This is a genomic window from Pseudomonas sp. GCM10022186 (genome assembly GCF_042656385.1).
In the GTDB taxonomy this organism is placed as follows: domain Bacteria; phylum Pseudomonadota; class Gammaproteobacteria; order Pseudomonadales; family Pseudomonadaceae; genus Metapseudomonas.
In genome coordinates, this window is the sequence record NZ_JBHSOU010000044.1 from 319042 (window position 1) to 340652 (window position 21611).

General features: G+C 69.0%; 23 protein-coding genes. 18 read left to right on the forward strand and 5 right to left on the reverse strand.

Annotated features, from left to right (window positions below; genetic code table 11):
- The first annotated feature begins 157 nt into the window (after positions 1-157).
- The 18 genes from ACFPU0_RS16090 to ACFPU0_RS16175 all read left to right on the forward strand — a co-directional run bounded on the left by ACFPU0_RS16090 (position 158) and on the right by ACFPU0_RS16175 (position 15280).
- On the forward strand, positions 158-2068 hold the full coding sequence (locus tag ACFPU0_RS16090; protein WP_377694173.1) for a YncE family protein: 1911 nt from the start codon (positions 158-160) through the stop codon (positions 2066-2068).
- A gap of 10 nt (positions 2069-2078) precedes the next feature.
- On the forward strand, positions 2079-2744 hold the full coding sequence (locus ACFPU0_RS16095; protein ID WP_377694174.1) for an SCO family protein: 666 nt from the start codon (positions 2079-2081) through the stop codon (positions 2742-2744).
- A complete protein-coding gene (locus ACFPU0_RS16100; RefSeq protein ID WP_377694175.1) occupies positions 2744-3373 on the forward strand; it encodes an SCO family protein in 630 nt (209 codons plus the stop codon). The genes ACFPU0_RS16095 and ACFPU0_RS16100 overlap by 1 nt, the downstream gene beginning before the upstream one ends.
- A 10-nt stretch (positions 3374-3383) precedes the next feature.
- Positions 3384-4937, forward strand: coding sequence for an ABC transporter substrate-binding protein (locus tag ACFPU0_RS16105; protein ID WP_377694177.1), 1554 nt, complete (start codon positions 3384-3386; stop codon positions 4935-4937).
- A gap of 2 nt (positions 4938-4939) precedes the next feature.
- Complete coding sequence (locus ACFPU0_RS16110) at positions 4940-5575, forward strand: SurA N-terminal domain-containing protein (protein WP_377694178.1); 636 nt, start codon at positions 4940-4942, stop codon at positions 5573-5575.
- 478 nt (positions 5576-6053) lie between these two features.
- Entirely contained in the window at positions 6054-7742 is a 1689-nt protein-coding gene (locus ACFPU0_RS16115) for a GspE/PulE family protein (protein WP_377694180.1), read from the forward strand.
- A complete protein-coding gene (locus ACFPU0_RS16120) occupies positions 7723-8514 on the forward strand; it encodes a hypothetical protein (protein WP_377694181.1) in 792 nt (263 codons plus the stop codon). Before ACFPU0_RS16115 ends, ACFPU0_RS16120 begins: the two co-directional genes overlap by 20 nt.
- Positions 8515-9060 (forward strand): pilus assembly protein, encoded by a 546-nt coding sequence (locus tag ACFPU0_RS16125; protein WP_377694182.1) that lies wholly within the window; start codon positions 8515-8517, stop codon positions 9058-9060.
- Positions 9047-9592 carry a GspMb/PilO family protein gene (locus ACFPU0_RS16130; RefSeq protein WP_377694183.1) on the forward strand — a complete coding sequence of 182 codons (546 nt, stop codon included), beginning with the start codon at positions 9047-9049 and terminating at the stop codon, positions 9590-9592. Before ACFPU0_RS16125 ends, ACFPU0_RS16130 begins: the two co-directional genes overlap by 14 nt.
- Before the next feature lie 2 nt (positions 9593-9594).
- Complete coding sequence (locus ACFPU0_RS16135) at positions 9595-10092, forward strand: secretion system X translation initiation factor (RefSeq protein WP_377694185.1); 498 nt, start codon at positions 9595-9597, stop codon at positions 10090-10092.
- Positions 10089-11915, forward strand: coding sequence for a secretin N-terminal domain-containing protein (locus tag ACFPU0_RS16140; protein ID WP_377694186.1), 1827 nt, complete (start codon positions 10089-10091; stop codon positions 11913-11915). The genes ACFPU0_RS16135 and ACFPU0_RS16140 overlap by 4 nt, the downstream gene beginning before the upstream one ends.
- Positions 11912-12382 carry a type II secretion system protein gene (locus ACFPU0_RS16145; RefSeq protein ID WP_377694187.1) on the forward strand — a complete coding sequence of 157 codons (471 nt, stop codon included), beginning with the start codon at positions 11912-11914 and terminating at the stop codon, positions 12380-12382. The genes ACFPU0_RS16140 and ACFPU0_RS16145 overlap by 4 nt, the downstream gene beginning before the upstream one ends.
- A 2-nt stretch (positions 12383-12384) precedes the next feature.
- Complete coding sequence (locus ACFPU0_RS16150; RefSeq protein WP_377694189.1) at positions 12385-12759, forward strand: type II secretion system protein; 375 nt, start codon at positions 12385-12387, stop codon at positions 12757-12759.
- Entirely contained in the window at positions 12746-13234 is a 489-nt protein-coding gene (locus tag ACFPU0_RS16155; RefSeq protein ID WP_377694190.1) for a type II secretion system protein, read from the forward strand. Before ACFPU0_RS16150 ends, ACFPU0_RS16155 begins: the two co-directional genes overlap by 14 nt.
- Before the next feature lie 5 nt (positions 13235-13239).
- Entirely contained in the window at positions 13240-13623 is a 384-nt protein-coding gene (gene csgE / locus ACFPU0_RS16160) for a curli production assembly/transport protein CsgE (protein WP_377694323.1), read from the forward strand.
- Complete coding sequence (locus ACFPU0_RS16165) at positions 13620-14021, forward strand: curli assembly protein CsgF (RefSeq protein ID WP_377694191.1); 402 nt, start codon at positions 13620-13622, stop codon at positions 14019-14021. The genes csgE and ACFPU0_RS16165 overlap by 4 nt, the downstream gene beginning before the upstream one ends.
- 25 nt (positions 14022-14046) lie before the next feature.
- Complete coding sequence (locus ACFPU0_RS16170; protein WP_377694193.1) at positions 14047-14895, forward strand: CsgG/HfaB family protein; 849 nt, start codon at positions 14047-14049, stop codon at positions 14893-14895.
- A 76-nt stretch (positions 14896-14971) separates the two neighbouring features.
- Positions 14972-15280: a hypothetical protein gene (locus ACFPU0_RS16175; protein WP_377694194.1), complete on the forward strand. Its 309-nt coding sequence runs from the start codon at positions 14972-14974 to the stop codon at positions 15278-15280.
- A 156-nt stretch (positions 15281-15436) separates the two neighbouring features.
- Here the strand turns inward: ACFPU0_RS16175 and ACFPU0_RS16180 are convergent, their stop codons facing one another.
- From ACFPU0_RS16180 to ACFPU0_RS16200, 5 genes are read right to left on the reverse strand one after another with little or no spacing between them, the layout of a single operon-like run.
- Positions 15437-15733, reverse strand: coding sequence for a hypothetical protein (locus ACFPU0_RS16180; protein ID WP_377694195.1), 297 nt, complete (start codon positions 15731-15733; stop codon positions 15437-15439).
- Positions 15734-15776: 43 nt separating this feature from the next.
- Complete coding sequence (locus tag ACFPU0_RS16185; protein ID WP_377694196.1) at positions 15777-17153, reverse strand: curlin; 1377 nt, start codon at positions 17151-17153, stop codon at positions 15777-15779.
- A 54-nt stretch (positions 17154-17207) separates the two neighbouring features.
- Positions 17208-17693, reverse strand: coding sequence for a curlin (locus ACFPU0_RS16190; protein ID WP_377694198.1), 486 nt, complete (start codon positions 17691-17693; stop codon positions 17208-17210).
- Between the two features lie 9 nt (positions 17694-17702).
- Complete coding sequence (locus ACFPU0_RS16195) at positions 17703-19922, reverse strand: Ig-like domain-containing protein (protein ID WP_377694200.1); 2220 nt, start codon at positions 19920-19922, stop codon at positions 17703-17705.
- 39 nt (positions 19923-19961) lie between these two features.
- On the reverse strand, positions 19962-21320 hold the full coding sequence (locus tag ACFPU0_RS16200) for a hypothetical protein (protein ID WP_377694201.1): 1359 nt from the start codon (positions 21318-21320) through the stop codon (positions 19962-19964).
- Between the last annotated feature and the right edge of the window lie 291 nt (positions 21321-21611).

A 21611-nucleotide genomic window follows, 5' to 3' on the forward strand; every position in this document is an offset into this window, starting at 1 on the left:
CCGCCGGACTGACCCCAAAAGAGGGGAAAGCGGTGGGGAAAATTCCGGTTTCTTTCCCCTCCTGGATCGCAATCTGTTGAGCCAAAAGCCATTTCTTGAATGGCACAGCCATTGCTGCCGCATCAGGGCGAGGTCCGGAAGAGGGGAGGGATGCCAGGTGAATACCCTACAGAAAGCGTCGAGCCTGCTGCTGTTCACCGGCCTGCTGGCCACCCAGGCCGCCGCGGCCGACAGCGCCGCCGAGGCGAAGAACCGCCTGGTGCGCGATGGCGTGGCCATCGAGTTCGAGGCGCGGCCGCTGGGCAGCGACGGGGTGCTGACCGAAGGGATGTTCGCCGACATCCGTCTGCGCATCACCGATGCCACCACCGGCCAGCCGCTCGCCGGGCAGGTGCCGGGAGCCTGGCTCGACCAGGCGCTGCCCGACGGCCAGGCCGACCAGTGCAAGGTGCGCATCGGCACCTACCTCAAGGGCGTGCTCAGTGCCCGCCCGCTGGTGGACCTGAACAGCTACTACCTGGTGGTGATGAACAAGGACTCCGCCCTCACCGTGATCGACCCGGTGACCTCGGTGGGCGGCATCACCAGCACTCTGACCCGCATCGCCCTGAAGCGTCCGCCCATGGACTGGGCCGCCAGCGCCGACGACCGCCTGCTCTACGTCTCCATGCCCAGCGCCGGCGAAGTGGCAGTGGTGGACACCGACGAATTCAAGGTGCTGGGCAACCTGCCCGCCGGTCCCGAGCCGGTGCGCGTGGCCCTGCAGCCGGACGGCCGCTACCTCTGGGTCGGCAACAACGCCCGGCGTGGGGAAGAGGGCGGCGTCACCGTGATCGACACCCAGTCGCGCAAGACCGTGGCCACCCTCGCCACCGGCGGCGGCCACCACGAGATCGCCTTCAGCGCCGACTCGCGCCATGCCTTCGTCAGCAGCCGCGACGCCGGCCGGGTGACGGTGGTGGATGTCGCCAGCCTGAAGAAGCTGCAGGACATCGAGACCGGGCCGAGCCCGCTGTCCCTGGCCGTCTCGACGCTCTCCGGAGCCCTCTACGTGAGCGACGGCAAGGCCGGCACCATCACCGTGATCGACGCCCGCAGCCTCGAGGTGCGCAAGGTGATCGAGGCCGGCCAGGGCCTCGGGCCGCTGCGCTTCACCCAGGATGGCCGCTTCGGCCTGGCGCTCAACAGCCTGGAGGACCAGGTGCTGGTGCTGGATGCCGGCAGCGACGAGATCGTCCAGCGCACCGAGGTCACCGCCGAGCCCTACCAACTGGTGTTCACCCGCAATTACGCCTATGTGCGCGGCCTGGCGTCGCCCAGGGTGAGCATGATCAACCTGGAGTCCCTGGGCAAAGGCAAACAGGTCATCGTCCAGGCCTTCGAGGCGGGGCCGGCGGCGCCCAAGCTGGCCGGCGACCTGCCGCTGGCCGATGGCCTCAGCCAGGCCCGCGACGAGGGCGCGGTGTTCGTGGTCAACCCGGTGGACAACACCACCTACTTCTACATGGAAGGCATGAACGCCCCCATGACCGGCTACCTCAACCGCGGCCACACCTCCCGCGCCGCGCGGGTCATCGACCGCAGCATGCGCGAGCTGGAGCCGGGCCTGTTCAGCAGCCGGATCAAGCTGCCGGCACCGGGCAGGTTCGACCTGGCGGTGCTGCTCAACCAGCCGAAAATCGCCCATTGCTTCAGCGCCGAGGTGCAGCCGAACAAGGCCCTGGCCGCCCAGCGCAGCAAGCCGCGGGTGGAGTTCCTCCTCGCCCAGCCCCAGGTCACCGCCGGTACCCCGGCCAAGGCACGCTTCCGCGTGGTCCTGGGCAGCGCCGACCAGCCCCAGGCCGGTATCGCCGACCTGCGGGTGCGCTACTTCCAGGCCCCGGCCTCGCGCCCCCATGAGGTAGCGGCGGTGGAAGTGGGCGAAGGCATCTACGAAGCGCCGCTGGCCCTGGACAGGGCCGGTGCCTACTACCTGCACGTGGGCTCGGCCTCCCTGGGCATGCCCTTCGGCTCGCAACCCTACGCCAGCCTGCGCGCCGTTGCGGCCCAGGCGCCGACCAACCCGTAAGGAGCACGCCATGGAATTTCTGAAGTCAGGCATCGCCATCGCCCTGCTGGCGCTCGCCGCCCTCCAGGCCCAGGCCCACAGCCCGGAAGAGCACGCGCGGCACATGGCCGGGCAAGCCGGCAACCCCCATGCCCAGCACCTGGCCCAGGGCGCCCAGGTGGCCTTCGCCGATGTGCCGCTACTGGACCAGGACGGCCGCGCGCTGCGCCTGAAGGATGACCTGGTGGGCGAGCGCATCGTCGTCATGGGCTTCGTCTACACCAGCTGCACTACCGTCTGCCCGGTGGTCTCGGCGATCATGCAGAAGCTGCAGAAGCAGCTGGGCGACCGCGCCGGTCGCGAGGTGCAGCTGATCTCCCTGAGCATCGACCCGTTGCGCGACACCCCCGAACGCCTGCGCGAGTTCGCCGGGCGTTATCAGGCCGGCCCGGGCTGGAGCTGGCTGACCGGCAGCAGCGAGGCGGTGGCCGACACCCTCAAGGGCCTCGGCACCTGGACCGCCAACTACCAGGACCATCCGCCGCTGATCATGGTGGGCGACGGCCGCAGCCAGCAGTGGACGCGCTTCTACGGCTTCACCGACCCGGCGGTGCTGCTGGCGCGGGTCGACGAACTCAGCGCCGCCCGCGAACACGACGGCCATGACCGCACCGCCCTGGCCCAGGAGACCCGCTGATGAAGTGCCTGATTCCGCTCGCCCTGGCCCTGGGCCTGGTCTCCAGCGCCTTGGCCCACGAAGGCCACGACGAACGCCCGGCCGTGCCGGCCGATGCACCCGCCGCCCGGCCCCTGGCCGCCGGCGGCACCCGGGACGCCCAGACCTACTTCACCGACACCCTGCTGCGCACCCAGGACGGGCAGGAGGTGCGCTTCTACAGCGACGTGCTCAAGGGGCGGCTGGTGCTGCTCAATGTGATCTTCACCCACTGCAACGACGCCTGCCCGCTGATCACCCGCAAGCTCAAGGAGGTGCGCGCGGCCATGGGCGAGGAGCTGGCCAGGCAGGTGTATTTCATCTCCCTCACCAGCGATGCCGAGAACGACAGCCCACAAGTGCTCAAGGCCTTCGCCGCCAAGCATGGGGTGGACTCGCCCAACTGGATCTTCCTCACCGGCGACAAGGCCGACATGGACCTGGTGCTGGCCCGCCTCGGCCAGCTGGGGGAAAGCCCGGAAGCCCATTCCACCCTGCTGATCGCCGGCGACGTGCCGAACAAGCGCTGGAGCAGGATCCGCCCCGACGCGCCGGTAGACGCCATCGCCCAGCGCCTGCAACTGATGACCCTGCCCGTGGCCGGTCGCTGAGGAACGGGCCATGTGGCGGGCGCTGCTGCTGGTCACCCTGTTCGCCCAGGCGGCCCTGGCGCTGGATCTCAGCCCCGGGGAGGCGGCCGGCCGGCGCATCTACCTGGAAGGGCTGGGCTCGGCCAATGGCGAGATCAGCGCGCGGGTCGGCGCCGCCGACACCCTGGTGCCGGCGGCGGTGATGCCCTGCGCCAACTGCCATGGCGCCGATGGCCGGGGCCGCCCCGAAGGCGGCGTGCGGCCGCCGGACATCACCTGGCGGCGCCTATCCCGCCCCTACGGCCAGGTGCAGGCCAACGGTCGCAGCCATGGCCCCTATGACGAGGGCACCCTGGCCCGTGCGGTGAGCGAAGGCCGCGACCCCGCCGGCAACCGCCTGGACCCGGCCATGCCGCGCTTCGTCATGTCCCTGCGCGACATGGCCAACCTCACCGCCTACCTCAAGCGCCTGGAGGACGACCGCGACCCGGGCGTGCAGGAAGCCGAACTGCGCCTCGGTACCCTGCTGCCGTCCGAGGGGCCGCTTGCCGAGCTGGGCGATACGGTGGAAGCGGTGCTGCGTGGCGCCCTGGCCCAGGTCAACCGGGCCGGCGGCATCCACGGCCGGCAATTGACCCTGGTGGTGCGCGACCCGGGCACGGACCGGCAAAGCACGGAGCGCGCGCTGGAGCAGTTGCTGGGCCAGGACCAGGTCTTCGCCCTGCTGGCGCCCCTGGTCCCGGTGCGGGATGCCGACCTCGCCGGGCTGCTGGGCAAGGCTGGCGTACCCCTGGTCGGTCCTTTGGCGCTGTCCACCGAAACCCGCTTCGACCCCCTGGTGTTCAACGTGCTGCCGGGGCTGCGAGAACAGCTCTTCGCCCTGGCCGGTTATGCCAGTAGCGACCTGGGCCTGGAGCGGTCGGAAGCCGTGGTGGCCTATCCCGGTACTGACCGGCAGCAGGTACTGGCCGAAGCCCTAGCCCTGCGCCTGATGGGCCAGGGCTGGTCGCGCGTGCGCCTGCTGGACTACGACGCCACAAGCAATGATGGCGCCCTCGGCCATGCAGCGAAGGGCGCCCAGGGAGTGTTCTTCCTTGGCCAGTCGGAGGCCTTCGTCCGGCTGGCCGACCAGCTCCAGGCGGCGGACCTGACGCCCTATCTGTTCGCCGCCTCGGCCCAGGTGGCCGGCAGCGCCCTGGGCATCCCGCCGCGCTTCTCCGGGCGACTGTTCCTCGCCTATCCCTTCATGCCTGCCGACTGGACGCCGGCAGGCGAGGCGGCGCTGCAGGAAATCCGCCGCAGCCAGGGCCTGGGCGACCAGCATGCGCTGCTCCAGGTCGGCGCCTACTGCGCCGCCGTGCTGCTCGGCGAGGGACTCAAGCGCGCCGGTCGCGACGCCAGCCGCGAGAAGCTGGTCAGTGCCCTGGAGGCGCTGCACGGCTTCCCTACCGGCCTGACCCCGGCACTGAGTTTCGGCCCGGGGCAGCGCATGGGGTTGGCGGGGGCGCATATCGTCACGGTGGACCTGGACGGGCAGAGCTTCCGTCCGCTGGGGCGGTTCGTAAAAGTCGACACGAGGCTATAGGCATGAAAGGCAATCCCTGGCTCGGCCTGATCATCGGCGTGCTCACGCCCCTGGTGCTGGCCGGCGAGACCGGCATCGCCGCGCGAGTCAACGGCACCGACATCAGCAATTTCCGCCTGGAGCGGCACTTCGCCGACTACCTGAAGATCCAGGGCCGCCAGGTGGGCGCCATCCGCAGTCCGGCGGTCTACAAGCGCCTCAAGCGCGAGGCCTTGCAACAGCTGATCGACAAGGAGCTGCTCTGGCAGGAGGCCGGTCGCCTCGAGGTGAGCGTGACGGACGAGGAGATCGCCGCCAGCCTGGCCGAGATGCAGGCCGCCTTCGGCGACACCCAGGGCTTCGCCCGTGCCCTGGAGGAAGCCGGTTTCGACGAGGCCGACTACCGCGACTACCTGCGCCACGAACTGGTGGCCAGCCGGGTGCTGGACAAACTGGCCGAGGTGACTCCGCCCAGCGACGAGGAAGTCCGCGCCACCTACGATGGCCTCAAGCTGCAGCTCGACCCGGCCATGGACGAAGCACGCGGCCTGGCCCTGGTGCGCCAGTACCTCACCGGCCAACGCGTGGCCCAGGGCCGCGAGGCGGCGCTGGAGAAACTGCGCGAGAAGGGCAGGGTGGAGGTGCTCGTCGGGCTCTAAGACAAGAGCCGACAAAAGCGCTGAAGGCTGAAGGCTGGACGAAAAGCCGCAGCTCGTAGGATGGGTAGAGCGGAGCGAAACCCATGCGGTCGGGCGGGGACAATTCGTTCAGCTTCCAGCCTCCAATCCCGTAGGGTGGACCACGCTTCACCGGTCCACCATTGGGGGCTCGGCCGGGCGCCGTTGGTGGATGTAAAGAGCGACATCCACCCTACGCACGGGGACAATTCGTCCAGCTTCCAGCTTCCAGCTTCCAGCTTCCAGCCCCCTTCCCCATATCTGGGGTCTGGCACAAGGCCGAAATCGGCCATTCCCCCGGTTTTGGGGAAACCCCCGCTGGCGGGGGAAATACCTCCATTTGAAATCAGCGACTTAGCGCCCCCTCCAGGGACAAAAACGGCTGGCACGATGCGTGCGTATGTCCAGTCGAGGGCGAGTTCCGGCATGGCCGGATCGCCAGGACCCTCGGAGGCACAACATGGACAGCCATCCCCACGCGCAGCCGGAACCGGAGCGCTTCGATACCGAACTGATGCGCGCCGCGCGCAAGCGTTCGGTCGACCTGGGGCAGCGCCTGGTTGACGCCCTCGACGAACTGGCCGACCTGCCGCCGGAAACCTTCGCCCGGTGTCTGGGCAACACCCTGCATTACCCGGTGCTGGCCTTCGAGGCCCTGGGCCGCGGTACCCCCGCCTTCGAGCGCATTCCCCTGGCCCAGTCCCTGAAGCGCGAGTTCGTGCTGCTGGAGCTGGATGGCGAAACCCTGGGGGTCTTCGCCGACCCCTTCGACGAGGCGCGCCTGGCCTGGATCGAAGAGCAGCGCCAGGGCGCGCCGCTCCATCTGGTCCACCCCCGCGAACTGGCGGCCTTCCTCGAACGCCATGAAGAAAGCTTCCACGCCGTCGAGTCGCTGCAGGCCGAGACCGGCGTCGCCCAGGAAGGCGAGGCCCTGGAAACCCTCTCCCTGGCGCGCATCAGCGAAGACTCCAGCGTGGTGGTGAAGCTGGTCAACTCCACCCTCTATGACGCCCTCAAGCTGCACGCCAGCGATATCCACCTGGGCATGACCGGCAACGGCCTGTCCATCAAGTACCGCATCGACGGCGTGCTGGGCGGCGCCAGTCGGGTAGCCGGGGTGGAACTGGCCGAGCAGGTGATCTCGCGGGTCAAGGTGATGGCCGAGCTGGACATCGGCGAGAAGCGCGTGCCCCAGGACGGCCGCTTCAAGATCGGCATCAACGGCCGGCAAATCGACTTCCGCGTGTCCATCATGCCGAGCATCTTCGGCGAGGACGCGGTACTGCGGGTGCTGGACAAGCAGGACCTGGCCGACCAGGTCCATGGCGTGCGCCTGGAGGCCCTGGGCTTCGAGGACGGCACCCTGCGCAGCCTGCGCCGGCTGGCCGCCGAGCCCTATGGCATGGTGCTGGTCACCGGCCCCACCGGCAGCGGCAAGACCACCACGCTCTACGCCATGATCACCGAGATCAACCACGGCGTGGACAAGATCATCACCATCGAAGACCCGGTGGAGTACCAGCTCCCCGGTGTGCTGCAGATCCCGGTGAACGAGAAGAAGGGCCTGACCTTCGCCCGTGGCCTGCGCTCGATCCTGCGGCATGACCCGGACAAGATCATGGTTGGCGAGATCCGCGACCCCGATACCGCGCAGATCGCCGTGCAGTCGGCCCTCACCGGCCACCTGGTGTTCACCACCATCCACGCCAACAACGTGTTCGACGTGATCGGCCGCTTCGCCCAGATGGAGGTGGACCCCTACAGCTTCGTTTCCGCCCTCAACGCCGTGCTCGCCCAGCGCCTGATCCGCCTGGCCTGCCCCAGCTGCGCCGAGGCCGTGGTGCCCGCCGAGGAAGAACTGCTGGCCTCCGGCATCGACCCGGCCACGGCAGGCGGGTACCGCTTCGTCAGTTGCCCGGGCTGCGGCCGCTGCCGGGGCACGGGATATCGCGGGCGCACCGCCATCGCCGAGCTGCTGCGCCTGGACGACGACCTGCGCCAGCTGATCATCGAGCGCCAGCCCATCAGCCGCATCAAGGAACTGGCGGTCAGGCGCGGCCTGCGCCTGCTGCGCACCTCGGCCCTGGACCTGGTCCGCGAAGGCCGCACCACGCTGGAGGAGATCAACCGTGTCACCTTTGTGGCCTGAGGCCTATACCGCCGTGCTCGGCCCGCAGAGCGTGGGCCTGTACCGCAGCCGCGACCGCCAGTGGCTCGGCAGTGCCGACGTAGGCGGCGTCGGCGGCCCGGCCTGGCCGGCCGCCCTGGCGGCGCTGCAGCCCCTGCTGGAGCGCCGCAGGCCGGGGCGCGCGTCCCTGCGGGTGCTGCTCGGCAGCCACTACACGCGTTTCTGCCTGGTGCCCTGGAGCGACGCGATCAACAGCCCCGAGGAACTGGCCGGCTACGCACGCCTCTGCTTCGAGGACATCTACGGCGAGCTCGACGCGGGCTGGCAGCTGTGCCTGTCGCCGGAGGCCGCCGGCCGCCCGCGCCTGGCCGCCGCCATGCCGGCGGAACTGCTTGCGCAGCTGCGCGTCCTGGCCAGGGCCGGCGGCATGCGGGTCAGCTCGGTGCAGCCCTACCTGATGGCCGCCTTCAATCGTTTTCGCCCGGCACTGGCCGCCGATGACTTCCTCTTCCTGGTGGCCGAGCCCGGCCGCGGCAGCCTGTTGCTGGCCCGTGGCGGCCGCTGGACGGCCGTGCGTTCGGTGGCCCTGGACGGGAGCGCTGCCGCGCTGGACGACCTGATCGCCCGCGAAAGCCAGCTTCAAGGCCTGGAGCATGAGGCGCCAGCCGCGCTCTACCTGCATGCACCGGGTCGCGCCGGGCGGGTCGCCGCCGGCGTTGCGCACCTGGATGCCGAGCTGCCCGACGGGCAGGGCGACGACCCCCTCCTTGCCATGGCGATGACGGTGAATTGAATGCGCCCGATCGAACTGGACTTCCAGCACAACCCCGTCTCCAGCATTCCCGGCTGGATACTCCTCGGCGGCGGGATGCTGATGGGCGTGCTGATGCTCGTCGCCCGCCTGGACCTGTGTAGCGAGATCGAGGCGCGTAGCGCCGAACTGCAGCGCATCGAGCGCCAGCTGCAACAGCGCGGCCTGCGCCAGGCGCCGCTGTCCGCCAGCGAGGAAAAGGCCCGCGCCGCCAGCCTGGCGGAGATGCGCCGCATCACCGCGCAGATGAACCTGCCCTGGGATGGCCTGTTCGCCATGCTCGAAGCCCAGCCGCGCAAGGACGTGGCCCTGCTGTCCCTGGCCCCGGATGCGCGCAAGGGCCAGCTGCGCATTGCCGCCGAAGCCCGTGACCTGCCGGCCATGCTCGCCTTCCACCGCGACCTGGAAGCGAGCGACGCACTGCGCGACGTCTCCCTGCTCAACCACGAGATGGTCACCGAACAGGCCGAGCGCCCCATCCGCTTCAACCTGCTGGCGACCTGGGAGGTGAAGGATGCGCGTCCCTAGGCTGATCCTCATCGAGCAGGCGCGCCGCCTCGGCTGGCCGGGCCTGGCCGGGGGCGCGCTGCTGGGCCTGGCCCTGGGCTACGCCCTGTTCGGCTTCCTGCCGGGGCGCCAGGCCCTGGCGGAGATGGACCGCCGCCTGGCCGCGGACCGTGCCCAGCTGGCCAGCGCCGCCGAGCCCGCCAGGCCGGTCAAGGGCGTGCCGGCGGGGCAGCTGGAGGATTTTCGCCGCAACCTGCCGGCCCAGCTGGATGCCACCGGCGCCATCGACCGCATCTATGCCCTGGCCCAACAGGAGGGCATCGCCCTGGCCCGCGGCGAGTACGCCCTCGGGCTCGATCCCCGCACCCGCCTGGCGCGCTACCAGGTATTGCTGCCGGTTCGCGGCAGCTACCCGCAGCTGCGCCGATTCCTCCACGGCCTGCAGGCGCAACTGCCCGCCCTGGCCCTGGAAGAGGTGGACCTGCAACGCAAGCAGATCGCCGACTCGGAACTCGAGGGACGCATCCGCATGACCCTGTACCTGGCGAGGTGACCATGGCACGCCGTCTGTTCTGGTTGGCATTTCTCGGCTCGGCCGCCGTCCTCGCGGTGGCGCCCGAATTCTTCGGCGAACACGCCGAACCCCAGGCCATGCCGCGCAACGTCCGGCCGGCCATGGCGAAGCCGCAGGCCGCGCCGGCCGAGATGGTGCCGCCGGCAGCGGTGGCCCCGGTGGCGGTGCCGGCCGCCGACCTGTTCGCCGCGCAGAGCTGGTACGTGGCGCCGCCGCCACCTCCGCCGATGGCTGCCCCGACCGCCGCGCCCAGGGCCCGGCCCACGGCGCCACCGCTGCCCTTCACCTTCATCGGCAAGCTGGACGACCGCCAGCAGCTGCAGGTCTTCCTGCTGCGCGGCGAAGAGGTGCTGGTGGTGCGCGAAGGCGACCTGATCGGCAAGACCTACAAGGTCCAGCGCATCGACCCCGAGCGCATGACCCTGGTCTACCTGCCCCTCGACATCGCCCAGAGCCTGGCCGTGGGGCGTGCGCCATGAACCGCCTGGCCTGCTGTCTCGCCCTGGTGCTGCTGGCCGGCTGCGCCACCAACCTGGCCCAGCGCGAGGGGCTGGACCTGATCGACGCCGGCCAGTTCGAGGAGGGCCTGGCCAAGCTGGAGCGGGCTGCCCGCGAGTCGCCCCGCGACGTCGGTGCGCAGATGGCCCTGACCACCCAGCGCGAGCGGGCGGTGAAGGCCCTGCTGGGCAACGCCGACCTGGCCCGCAGCCAGCGCGACTTCGCCACCGCGCGGCTGAACTACGAGCGCGTGCTGCGCATCGAGAAGCACAACCAGCGGGCGCTGGACGGCCTGCATGTGATCGAGCAGCAGCGCAATATCCAGGACATGCTGCGCCAGGGCCAGACCGACCTGCGCCGCGGCGATGTGGTGGGGGCGTCGCGCCAGGCGCGCGGCATCCTCGCCCTGGACCCGGCGCATGAAGGCGCCCGTGAACTGCAGCGCAGCATCGAGCTGGTCCAGGCCCGTTCCGCCGCGCCCTACCCGCAGTTGCGTTCGCGCCTGGACCGCCCGGTGACCCTGGAATTCCGCGACGCCAACCTCAAGGTGATCTTCGAAGTTCTGGCGCAGACCTCGGGGCTGAACTTCATCTTCGACAAGGATGTGCGGCCGGACCTGAAGGCCACCATCTTCGTCCGCGACGTGCCCATCGAGGACGCGGTGGAACTGCTGCTGCAGCAGAACCAGCTGCACCAGCGGGTGGTGAACGACAACACCATCGTCATCTACCCCGACTCGCCGCAGAAGCTGAAGGATTACCAGGACCTGGTGCTGCGCACTTTCTACCTCACCAACACCGACGCGGCGACGGCGATGAACCTGGTCAAGACCCTGCTCAAGACCCGCGATGTGTTCATCGACGAGCGCCTCAACACCCTGACCATGCGCGATACCCCCGACGCCGTGCGCCTGGCCGAGAAGCTGTTCCAGGCCCAGGACCAGTCCAACCCCGAGGTGGTGCTGGAGGTGGAAGTGATGGAGGTGTCGCGCAAGCGCATCCTCGACCTCGGCCTGCAGTGGCCCAACACCTTCGGTGTGGTCAACGACGACGGCTCGCCGGTGACCATCCTCGACCAGCTCAAGGGCATCGGCGCCGACCGCATCAGCATCTCCCCGTCGCCGCAGCTGAAGATCAACGCCCAGGACAATGACGTGAACACCCTGGCCAGCCCGGTGATCCGCGTCAGCAACCGCGAGCAGGCGCGCGTGCATATCGGCCAGCGGGTGCCCATCGTCAGCGCCACCTCGGTGCCCTCCACCCAGGGCCCGGTGATCACCGAGAGCATCACTTACCTCGACGTCGGCCTGAAGCTGGAGGTGCAGCCCACGGTGCACCTGAACAACGAGGTGGCCATCAAGATCGCCCTGGAGGTGAGCAACGCCACGCCGCTGACCCCGACCCAGCAGGGCACCATCCCGGTCCAGGTGGACACCCGCAACGCCCAGACCACCCTGCGCCTGCGCGACGGCGAGACCCAGGTGCTGGCCGGCCTGGTGCGCAACGACCAGGCCAACAGCGGCAACAAGATCCCCGGTCTCGGTGATATCCCCGGTATCGGCCGGCTGTTCGGCAGCAACAACGACCAGCTCGCCAAGTCGGAACTGGTGCTGTCGATCACCCCGCGCATCGTGCGCAACCTGCCGTACCAGAGCCCCTACGACATGGAGTTCCCCTCCGGCACCGAGAGCAGCATGCGCGTGCCCGGGGTGCGTGGCCCGGTGGAGGCCCTGGGAGTGGAGCTGCCCGGCGCGCCGACGGTGGTGGTCAACCCCGCGCCCGTGGGCGGGAGCCTGAAGCCATGAAACGCCAGGCCGCCTTCTCGCTGATCGAACTGGTGATCGCCATGGCGATCCTCGGCCTGCTCGCCAGCATGGCCGCGCCCCTGGCCGAAACGGTGATCCGCCGGGGCAAGGAACAGGAACTCAAGACCGCGCTGCATCAGATCCGCGACGCCATCGATGCCTACAAGCTGGCCGCCGACGCCGGGCATATCGAGAAGTCGGTCGCCAGTTCCGGCTACCCGCCGTCGTTGCAGGTACTGGTGGACGGCGTGCGCGACCTGCGCAGCGTCAAGGGCGAGCGCCTGTTCTTCCTGCGGCGGATTCCCCGCGACCCCTTCGCCGACGCCCGCCTGGAGCCGGCGGAGAGTTGGGGCCTGCGTTCCTATGCGAGCCCGGCGGACGACCCGCGCCCCGGCGTGGACGTGTTCGACGTCTATTCCCTGGCCCGCGGCGACGGCCTCAACGGCACGCCTTACCGGGAGTGGTGAAGATGGCGAGGCAGAAAGGCTTCACCCTGATCGAACTGCTGGTGGTCATGGCCATCATCGCCACCCTGATGACCATCGCCGTCCCACGCTATTTCTCCAGCCTGGAGAATTCGAAGGAGACCACCCTGCGCCAGAGCCTGGCGGTGATGCGCGAGGCCCTCGACCAGTTCTACGGCGACACCGGGCGCTATCCTGATTCCATGGAGGAGCTGGTTTCCCAGCGCTACCTGCGCGCCCTGCCACTGGACCCCATCACCGAGCGCAATGACCTCTGGGTGGTGCTGCCACCGCCGGAAGGCGCGCCGGGCAGTGTCTATGACGTCAAGAGCGGCGCCTCCGGGCAGGCGCGGGACGGGAGCCTCTATGCGGACTGGTGAGCGGGGCTTCACTTACCTCGGCGTGCTGTTCCTCGTGATGCTCATGGGGATGGCCCTGGCCGGCGCGGGGCAGCTCTGGTCCAGCGCCAGCCAGCGTGCCCGCGAACGCGACCTGCTCTGGGTCGGCAGCCAGTACGCCCAGGCGCTGCGCAGCTACTACCGCGCCTCCCCGGGCGTGGCCCAGTACCCGGCGAGCCTGGAAGACCTGCTGGAAGACAACCGCTTTCCGCAGGCCGTACGCCACCTGCGCAGGCTCTACCCCGACCCCGTCACCGGCAGCACCGACTGGGGCCTGATCCGTTCCTTCGACGGCCGCATCGCCGGCCTCTACAGCCAGTCCCGCCAGCGCCCGCTGAAGCAGGCGCATTTCCCCGCCGAGTGGGTGGAGTTCGAGGGCATGGGCAGCTACGCCGACTGGCGCTTCGTCGCCGAGAAAGCCTTCATGGAAGGCACCCCCGCGAGGGCCACGCCATGACGCGCATGCCGCTGCTCGCCATCCTCGTCTTCTGCTGCGCGCTGGGCACGGCGCGCGCCGATGAAGACGAGATCATGGGCTTCATCGTCGACTACACCATCTCCCACATCGGCCACGAGTTCTATCGCGGCTTCAGCGAGCGCCTGCGCGACACCAGCAAGCTGGATTTCAACCTGGTGGTGCGCGAACGCCCCGACGCCCGCTGGGGCAGCCTGGTCTGGGTGGAGTACGAACAGCGCGTGCTCTACCGCCGCTTCCTGCCGCCGAACACCGCGGAACTGCAACCCGTTGCCTACGAGGCCGCGGACCTGGTGCTGGAGGCCATCGCCCAGCAGAAGCTGCAGCGCCTCCTGCAAGACACCCATGACATGGAGAAGGACGAACTATGAACAAGAACAGACTTTCCCCGTGGCTGCTCGGGTTCGGCCTGATCGGCTCCGTCCAGGCCACCGAACTGGTCTACACCCCGGTCAACCCGGCGTTCGGCGGCAACCCGCTGAACGGCACCTGGCTGCTCAACAACGCCCAGGCGCAGAACGACCACGATGACCCGGACCTCTCCGGCCGGACCAGCACCAGCGCCCTGCAGCGCTTCACCAGCCAGCTGGAGTCGCGGCTGCTGTCGCAGATCCTGACCAACATCCAGGACGGCAACACCGGCAGCCTCACCACCGACTCCTTCATCGTCAACATGATCGACGACGGCGGCGAACTGACCATCATGATCACCGACCGGGCCACGGGTGAGGTGTCGGAAATCGTCGTCGACGGTATCACCGCCAACTGAGGTCCACTGACAGGAAGCCACGACCATGAACAGAGTGCTGATGCTGGTCCTGCTGCTCGCCATCCTGCAAGGCTGCGGAGTGCGCCAGCCGATGCCGGCCGACACCGAGGGCCAGGTCCCGACCCTGACCCCGCGCGCTTCGACCTATCAGGATCTGCTCGACCTGCCCAGGCCGAAGGGCCGCCTGGTGGCCGCCGTCTACGGCTTCCGCGACCAGACCGGGCAGTACAAGCCGACCCCGGCCAGCTCCTTCTCCACCAGCGTCACCCAGGGCGCCGCCAGCATGCTGGTGGACGCCCTGCAGGCCAGCGGCTGGTTCATGGTGCTGGAGCGCGAGGGCCTGCAGAACGTGCTGACCGAACGCAAGATCATCCGCGCCTCGCAGAACAAGCCCGACACTCCCGCGAACATCCAGCGCCAGCTGCCGCCGTTGCAGGCCGCCAACCTGCTGCTGGAGGGCGGCATCATCGCCTACGACACCAACGTCCGCAGCGGCGGCGAAGGCGCCCGCTACCTCGGCATAGGCGCCTCCCACGAGTACCGGGTGGACCAGGTCTCGGTGAACCTGCGGGCGGTGGACGTGCGCAGCGGCATGGTGCTGGCCAATGTGATGACCTCCAAGACCATCTACTCGGTGGGGCAGAGCGCCAGCGTGTTCAAGTTCATCGAATTCAAGGAGCTGCTGGAGGCCGAGGCCGGCTACACCACCAACGAGCCGGCACAGCTCTGCGTGCTGTCGGCCATCGAGGCCGCCGTGGCCCACCTGATCGCCCAGGGCGTGGAGCGCCACCTCTGGCAGGCTGCCGGCGACCAGCCGGTGGAGCAGACCTCCCTGAAGAAGTACCTGGGGTCTGCGCAGGCTTCGATCCAGTGACCCTCCATCGTATTGCCGGAACCCGGGCCCGTGGCGGGGTGGTCAACCGGAGGTAGCCACCCTGCAGGAGTCCGCCATGTCCACGCCCATTACCCGTCACACGGCCATGCGCCTGGCCTGCGAGGCCTTCGTTCCCTACGGATGCAAGGCCCAGGCCCACGACTCGGATGACAGCTTCAGCCTCAGCGTCCACGACGTCCAGGGGCAGCAGATGCTGTCCATCGAGCACATCCCGAGCGATCAGTACGGCGACCTCGCGAGCCTGGCCGGCGTGATCGAGCAGGCGCGGGCGGGCCTGCAGCGCCAGGGGCGCGAACTCAATCCCTGGACCATGCCCTTCGTTCCCGGCCGCGAAGCCTTGCCGGAGGCGCCGGCCAGCGCCTGAGCGCGAAGCGATACCTACACCTCCGGGGCGCAACGTCGGCACTTGCCCCACCCTAGGGTGCGCTGCGCGCACCGATCGCGGGATCAGCCCCTGCGCCTCGCCCAACCCCTGGTGCGCACGGTGCACCCTACCTCGTCAGTTCAAGTGAGTTCGCCCTTACAGGGATAGCTCGGCCGTCACCGGCTCCTGCTCCACCCCGTCCACCCACCATCTCAGCCGAGCTTCCACGTGGCTGGCGGCGGGCAGGCTGAGGCGGTTGCGCACCGGGCAATCGGTGTCGGCGGTGCCGCTCTGGCGGGACTGGCTACGGCCGGCGGGGCCCTGGGCGATGACCAGGAGTTCGAAGCGCAGCGCCGGGCTCGCGGGGGCGAAGCACAGGCGCAGGTCGGCCTGGCCGGGGCCCTGGGGTTGCAACTGGAGGCTGGCGCTGGCCAGCAGGGTGGCGAGGAGCATGGCGGGGAGGGGCCGCCGCCCCTGTGGGCGGCGGCGTCGGGGCTCACTGCTGGGTGACGGTGGCGCGGTTGCCGTTGCCGTTCTGGTCGATGGTGGCGCTCATGCCGGTATTGCTCTGGGTGACGGTGGCCAGGTTGTTCCAGCCCGCCTGGCTGACCAGGGAGTAGTTGCCGGTGTCGGTCTGGGTGATACGGGCAATGTTCTCTCCACCGGCGGACTGGTAGGTCTGGCTCAGGTTGCCGCTGCCGGACTGGTCGATATCGACGACGTTGCCCATGCCCTCGCTGTAACCCTCGACGGTGTTGCCGACGTTGGTCTGGGTGACCATCAGGGTGTTGCCATCGCCGATCTGCTCGAAGTACAGCTCGTTGTAGTTTCCGGTCTGGGTGAAGTTGGCGGTGTTGCCATTGCCGCTCTGGCCCAGCTCAGCGGTCTGGTCCGTGCCGAACTGGCCGCCTTCCTGCTCGCCCTGCCAGTTGCTGGCGTAGACGTTGTTGTCGTCGCCGTTCTGGCGGACCGCCAGGCTGAGATTGCTGCCTTCCTGGTAGGTGAGGGCGAGGTTGCTGTTGCCGGTCTGGTCGATGTTGGCGACCGCGTTGGTGGTCTCGTACTGGTCGGCCCAGGCGGCGTTGGTGTCGCCGGCCTGGTTGAGGATGGCCAGGTTGTCGGTACCGTAGCTCTGGTCGACCACCAGTTCGTTGAGCAGGCCGTCCTGGTCGATGCTGACCTGGCTGTTTTCCTGCTCCGTCTGCCAGACCTCCAGGTAGCTGCTGTCGCCGCCCTGGATCACATCCACCTGGTTGCCACTGCCCTGGCTCTGGTCGATGTTGGTGGTGTTGTACAGGCCGGACTGCCGGACGCCGATGCGGCTGCCGGTCTGGTCGACCTGCCAGGTGCTGCTCTCGTTGCCGGTGCCGCCCTGGTGGATCTCGGTGAGGTTGTCGGCGCCGACGATCTGCTCGGCGTAGGCGGCGTTCTGCTCGTCCAGCTGCTCGATGGCGATGGTGCTGTAGGCCTGGGTGTCCTGATAGCTGAAGGCGAAGTTCTCGCTGCCGTTCTGGGTCATGCTCGCCCGGCTTTCCAGATTGCCCAGCTGCTCGCTGTGGGCGCCGTTGCTGGCGCCGGTCTGGTCGTGGGTGATCTGGCTGCCGGTTTCGAAGCGCTGCAGGCCCATGGCGGCATTGTAGGTGCCGGCCTGGGTCTGGCCGATGCCACCGGTGCCGTCCGCCTGGTCGGCGTAGGCGTCGTTGCCTTCGCCGTCCTGGGTCTGGGACGCGGTGCTGCCGGGCGCGACGCTCTGCAGCACCTCGGCGACGTTCTCGGTACCGACCTGGGTCTGGGTCGACTGGCTGTCGTCGGCGAAGGCCTGGAGGCTGATCAGGGCCAGGATTGCGGCGGCGAGTGGTTTGTACTGGAACATGTGATTTCTCCTGGGGATGGTTCCCTGCGGGTCATTCGTCTCTCGGGTGCGCTGTCAGTGCTGGATCACCTGCACGTTCAGGCCGTTTCCGTACTGGGTGATGCTGCTGTTCAGTCCTTCGCCGGACTGCACGATGGATGCGTTGTTGTAGGCGCCGTTCTGGTCGATCTCGGCCCGGTTGTAGGCGCCGCTCTGGGAGATGTAGGCCTGGTTGCCCACGCCCTGCTGGGTGATGGATGCCAGGTTCTGCATGCCCTCCTGGAGGATGTAGGCTTCCTGGTCGCTGCCGACTTGCAGGATCTGCCCCAGCAATGACTGGCCGTTCTGGCTCAGCTGGGCGACGTTGGCCTCGCCCAGCTGGCGTATCAGGGCCTGCTGGTCGGCAGGCGCACTGGCGGGCAGTGCACTCTGCGGCTCGCCGAGGTCGGGGTTGCCGCCGGCCAGGTCGAAGTTGTCCATCAGGTCCGCCGCCGGCAGCGCAGCGCTGCCCAGGCCGAAAGCCAGCAGGGTGGCGATGCGCAGCAGGACGGCGGGTTTCATCGCCGGCTCCTAGCGGGTGCCCAGGGTCACGGTGCGGACCGTGCCGTGGGACGTGGTGATGGTCGCCGTCGGGGTGGCGGCCGGGGTGATGTTGGTGGTGGTCACCGACAGCCGCCAGCGTCCGGTCACCGGCACGGTCGTGGTTCCCAGCAGCACCGGCCCGGTGGTGGTGGCCACGGTCACGCTGATGCTGTTGCCGGTCGTGATCGAGCTCTGGCCGTCCAGTTCCCAGGTGTAGCGGTTGTTGGAGCGGCTGCGGACCAGGGCGGTGGTCACCGTCAGGTTCTCGGCCGTGGCCGGGGGCGGCGAGACCTGCACCGTCACCGTGACCGGGGCGGAGAGGGCGCCGAAGGCGTCCCGGGCCTGGTAGCTGAAGCTGGTGGTGAAGCCGCTGGTGACCGTGGCTGGCGGCGTGTAGGTGATGCTGCTGCCGTCGGTGCTGGCACTGCCCTGGCCGGCCGCCGGCTGGCTTACGAGGACCACGGAGAGCGGTGTGTTGCCTTCCGGATCGCTGTCGTTGGCCAGCACGTTCAGGGTCAGTGGTACGCCCAGGGTGCTGCCGGTATCGGCCACGGCCACCGGCGGCTGGTTCGGGCTGACGCTGACGGTGACGGTGGCAGGCGCCGACGCCTCGCCGCGCACGTCCTGGGCACGGTAGGTGAAGGTCGCGGTCAGCGGGGTGTTGACCACCGGCGGCGGGGTGTAGACCAGGCTGGTGCTGCCGTTCAGGACGACACTGCCCAGGCCGTCCGCCGGCTGGGTGAGGCCGGTGATGCTCAGCGGCAGATCGCCGTCCACGTCACTGTCGTTGGCCAGCACGCTGATGCTCACCGGCACCCCGAAGCTGGTGCTGGCGCTGTCGGGCTGGGCCACGGGCGGCGTGTTGGGCGTCTGTTCCGGGGCGCTGCCGACCACGGTCACGGCTTCGGTATCGGCGCCGCCCGCGGCGGATTTCACCGTGATGCTGGCCGGTGGTTGCGCCAGGTCGGTGACCCGCAGGATCTGCAGCGGGCCGGCCTTGGTCATGCGGCCGAAGCCCTGGGCGGCGAGGTCGGGGACCTGCACCTCATCGCTGGAGCTGGCTTCGATGGTCAGCGAGCGATCGGCCCAGGAGTAGCGCGCGGTGCTGATCTTCACCAGGTCGGTCAGTTCGCTGGAGAGGGAGGTCGGCTTGGTGACGTCGGCCGGGTCGGTGGCGGTGACCACCACGAAGGGCGGCAGCGTGGCCGGGGCCGGATTGTGGGCGAAGAAATGCCCGTTGCCGTCGTTGACCATGTCCAGCTGGCAGGCCGGCCTGGTCGCGCCTTCCACCAGTTCCAGGGTCTCCCGGTAGCACAGCTCGGCGCCCACCGGCCCGCTGGCGAACACCTCGATGCGGGTGCCCTGGGCGGTGCGGCGATAGCTGGAGCGTTCGATCTGCACCTGGGTCGCGGCGCGGGAGTCGAGGATCTTGCCCGATACCGCGAACAGGTTGGTTTCGATGGAGCCGGCCGGGCCCTCGATCTTCACGAAGTTGTTGCCGGTGGGGCTGCCGATCACCGGCTCCGTGAGGTTCGGGTCGCCGATGAAGAGTTCGGTGTCACCGGTTTCCGGGTTGATCTCCGGGTACGGGCCGTTGGCGCTCTGCAGGAAGGGGCCGACATCGCCCCCCAGGGCGCCGCTGAACACGCCGGGGGCGCCGATGCCGATATCGCGGGTGAGGTTGATGGCCCGGCGGCCCGGGGTAGTGACCCGCACCGTTTCCACGCCGTAGGGGTGGGTGACGGTGTAGGTGCCGGCCTGGGGCACGCTGGCGCGGATGCGGATGCGCGCGAAGCTCTGCTGGTCGCCGGTGCGCGGCACCTCCAGGGCGAAGGCGGCTTCGATGGCGGCGGTGTACACCTCCAGCTCGTAGCCATTGTTGCCGACTGCGGGGATGCTGGCTTCAGCCATGAACCAGAACAGCTCGCTGGGCCAATTGTTGGGGAACACCATGGGCTGGGTGTCGTCGTAGAGGCCCGGCTCCGGCAGCAGGGTGCACATGTAGGAGCCCGGTGCGCGCGAACTCTGCGTGCGGGACTGGCACAGTTCCAGGCTGAGGTCGTTCTCATCCTGGTACCACTGGGGGAAATGGCCGGTGGCGGCCGTGTAGGGCCCCGGGTCGACGGCCTTGAGATCGGCCTGGACCGCGCCGGTGCCGCCGACTGCGAGACCCAGGGTTGTGAGGAACAGGCAGGACCACTTGTTCATGTTGCCTCCTGGCGCTAGAGCGCTCGGCTCCGGGTTCGCTTAGGGAAGGATGACCACTTCTTCGGTATCCACACCGCCGCTGGCCGAGGCCACGGTGACCCGTGCGGGCGGGTTCGAGAGACCGGTGGTGAGGGTCTTGGTCGCGCCATCGCCGCCCAGCGCGCCGATTTCGGCGCCGCTGCTGCTGGTGGCGGTGAGCGCAGGCGGTGAGGTTTCGTCGCTGCTGCTGGCCACCAGGGTCAGCTGCCCGGAGGTGAGGCTGTACTCGGCGCGCTGGATCTGCACCAGGTCCACCAGCCGGGTGTTCAGGGTGGTGGGGGTGCTCTCCGGAATGGCCGCGCTGTTGTCGGCGGTCACCGCGAGGTCCGCCAGCGGCGTGGGGCTGCCGGTGGACTGGCCGTACCAGTTGCCGGTGGCGTTGGCTTCGGTCATGGGGACGGTGGTGTTGCCGCTGTCCTGGTACTCGGCGGTGCCGGGGGGCGGCGGCGCCATGACGAAGACGTCCTGCTGGCCGCTGGCGCCCGCTTCGCCGCCGCTGCGCGAATAGGTGGAGCGCTGGACGATGACCGGGGTCGGGCGGATCACGTCGGACAGCTTGCCGGAGATGGCGAACAGGTTGGTGCGCAGGTCGATGCCGCCAGGGCCCTGGATGCGCACGTAGTTGCTGTTGAACGGGCTGCCGGTGACCGGCTCGTCCAGGTTCGGGTCGCCGATGAAGCGCTCCTGGGCGCCGCTCTCCGGATTCACCTCGACATAGGGGCCGTTGACGCTGCGCAGGAAGGGGCCGATATCGCCACCCAGGGCGCCGGTGTAGGTCTTCGGCGCGCCGATGCCGATGTCGCGGGTCATGTTGATGGCGCGGCCGCCATCGTCGCCGAAGTCATCCGCGGTCACCTCGAAGACCTCGACGCCATAGGGGTGGGTGACGGTGTAGGTGCCGATGGTGGGGACATCCACCCGGATGCGGATGCGCGCGAAACTGATCTGGTCGCCTTCGGCCGGCTCCTCCACCGCGAAGGCCGCCTCGATGGCCGCGCCGTAGGTCAGGGCGATGCCGCTGGTGGCGTCGGTGATGGCGGCGTCGGCGGTGAACCAGAAGGCCTCGGGGGGGAAGTTGGTCGGGAAGACGATGTCCTGGGTGTCATCGAACACGCCGGGCTCGGGCAGCAGCGAGCACATGTAGCTGGGGGCGCCGGGTGCGCCGGCGACCCGTGAGCTGACGGTCTTCGACAGGCAGAGGTCGAGGGTCCGGCCGTGGGTGTCCTGGTACCAGGCGGCGAAGGAGCCGCGCGCCGGCTCGTAGGGGCCGGGGTCTACGTCGAACAGCGCCGCCTGGGACTGGCCGGCTGCAACGACGATGAAAAACGGAATACTGGCCTTGCGGATTGTGCGTTGCATGAGCTTTCCCTCTTGCAATGTGGGCGCCTCCCTGCGCATTCGCTTTGCCACAGGCCGGCTGCCGGGCCCTCCGCAACGAGCGTGCCAGCATGTCGAAATCGGGCCGCGAGGCCGCGCCACACAAGGCCTCCGGCCATGGCGGAAAGACTCGCGAGGCACGCCGGAAAGGTGGGGGAGTCTCCCCACAACTGGGTGAATCTGGGGGCTGGTGGGGACACTGGGGAAGACCTGGGAATTTCCGGGTAAACCGCACAGGGCGCGGCTTTCAGGCGATCGGGGCGAAACGGGCCT

Coding starts and splice junctions, on each gene's coding strand:
- ACFPU0_RS16095 (WP_377694174.1), top strand. CDS start 2,079: ATGGAATTTCTGAAGTCAGGCATCGCCATCGCCCTGCTGGCGCTCGCC.
- ACFPU0_RS16100 (WP_377694175.1), top strand. CDS start 2,744: ATGAAGTGCCTGATTCCGCTCGCCCTGGCCCTGGGCCTGGTCTCCAGC.
- ACFPU0_RS16105 (WP_377694177.1), top strand. CDS start 3,384: ATGTGGCGGGCGCTGCTGCTGGTCACCCTGTTCGCCCAGGCGGCCCTG.
- ACFPU0_RS16110 (WP_377694178.1), top strand. CDS start 4,940: ATGAAAGGCAATCCCTGGCTCGGCCTGATCATCGGCGTGCTCACGCCC.
- ACFPU0_RS16115 (WP_377694180.1), top strand. CDS start 6,054: ATGGACAGCCATCCCCACGCGCAGCCGGAACCGGAGCGCTTCGATACC.
- ACFPU0_RS16125 (WP_377694182.1), top strand. CDS start 8,515: ATGCGCCCGATCGAACTGGACTTCCAGCACAACCCCGTCTCCAGCATT.
- ACFPU0_RS16130 (WP_377694183.1), top strand. CDS start 9,047: ATGCGCGTCCCTAGGCTGATCCTCATCGAGCAGGCGCGCCGCCTCGGC.
- ACFPU0_RS16135 (WP_377694185.1), top strand. CDS start 9,595: ATGGCACGCCGTCTGTTCTGGTTGGCATTTCTCGGCTCGGCCGCCGTC.
- ACFPU0_RS16140 (WP_377694186.1), top strand. CDS start 10,089: ATGAACCGCCTGGCCTGCTGTCTCGCCCTGGTGCTGCTGGCCGGCTGC.
- ACFPU0_RS16145 (WP_377694187.1), top strand. CDS start 11,912: ATGAAACGCCAGGCCGCCTTCTCGCTGATCGAACTGGTGATCGCCATG.
- ACFPU0_RS16150 (WP_377694189.1), top strand. CDS start 12,385: ATGGCGAGGCAGAAAGGCTTCACCCTGATCGAACTGCTGGTGGTCATG.
- ACFPU0_RS16155 (WP_377694190.1), top strand. CDS start 12,746: ATGCGGACTGGTGAGCGGGGCTTCACTTACCTCGGCGTGCTGTTCCTC.
- csgE (WP_377694323.1), top strand. CDS start 13,240: ATGCCGCTGCTCGCCATCCTCGTCTTCTGCTGCGCGCTGGGCACGGCG.
- ACFPU0_RS16165 (WP_377694191.1), top strand. CDS start 13,620: ATGAACAAGAACAGACTTTCCCCGTGGCTGCTCGGGTTCGGCCTGATC.
- ACFPU0_RS16170 (WP_377694193.1), top strand. CDS start 14,047: ATGAACAGAGTGCTGATGCTGGTCCTGCTGCTCGCCATCCTGCAAGGC.
- ACFPU0_RS16175 (WP_377694194.1), top strand. CDS start 14,972: ATGTCCACGCCCATTACCCGTCACACGGCCATGCGCCTGGCCTGCGAG.
- ACFPU0_RS16180 (WP_377694195.1), bottom strand. CDS start 15,733: ATGCTCCTCGCCACCCTGCTGGCCAGCGCCAGCCTCCAGTTGCAACCC.
- ACFPU0_RS16185 (WP_377694196.1), bottom strand. CDS start 17,153: ATGTTCCAGTACAAACCACTCGCCGCCGCAATCCTGGCCCTGATCAGC.
- ACFPU0_RS16190 (WP_377694198.1), bottom strand. CDS start 17,693: ATGAAACCCGCCGTCCTGCTGCGCATCGCCACCCTGCTGGCTTTCGGC.
- ACFPU0_RS16195 (WP_377694200.1), bottom strand. CDS start 19,922: ATGAACAAGTGGTCCTGCCTGTTCCTCACAACCCTGGGTCTCGCAGTC.
- ACFPU0_RS16200 (WP_377694201.1), bottom strand. CDS start 21,320: ATGCAACGCACAATCCGCAAGGCCAGTATTCCGTTTTTCATCGTCGTT.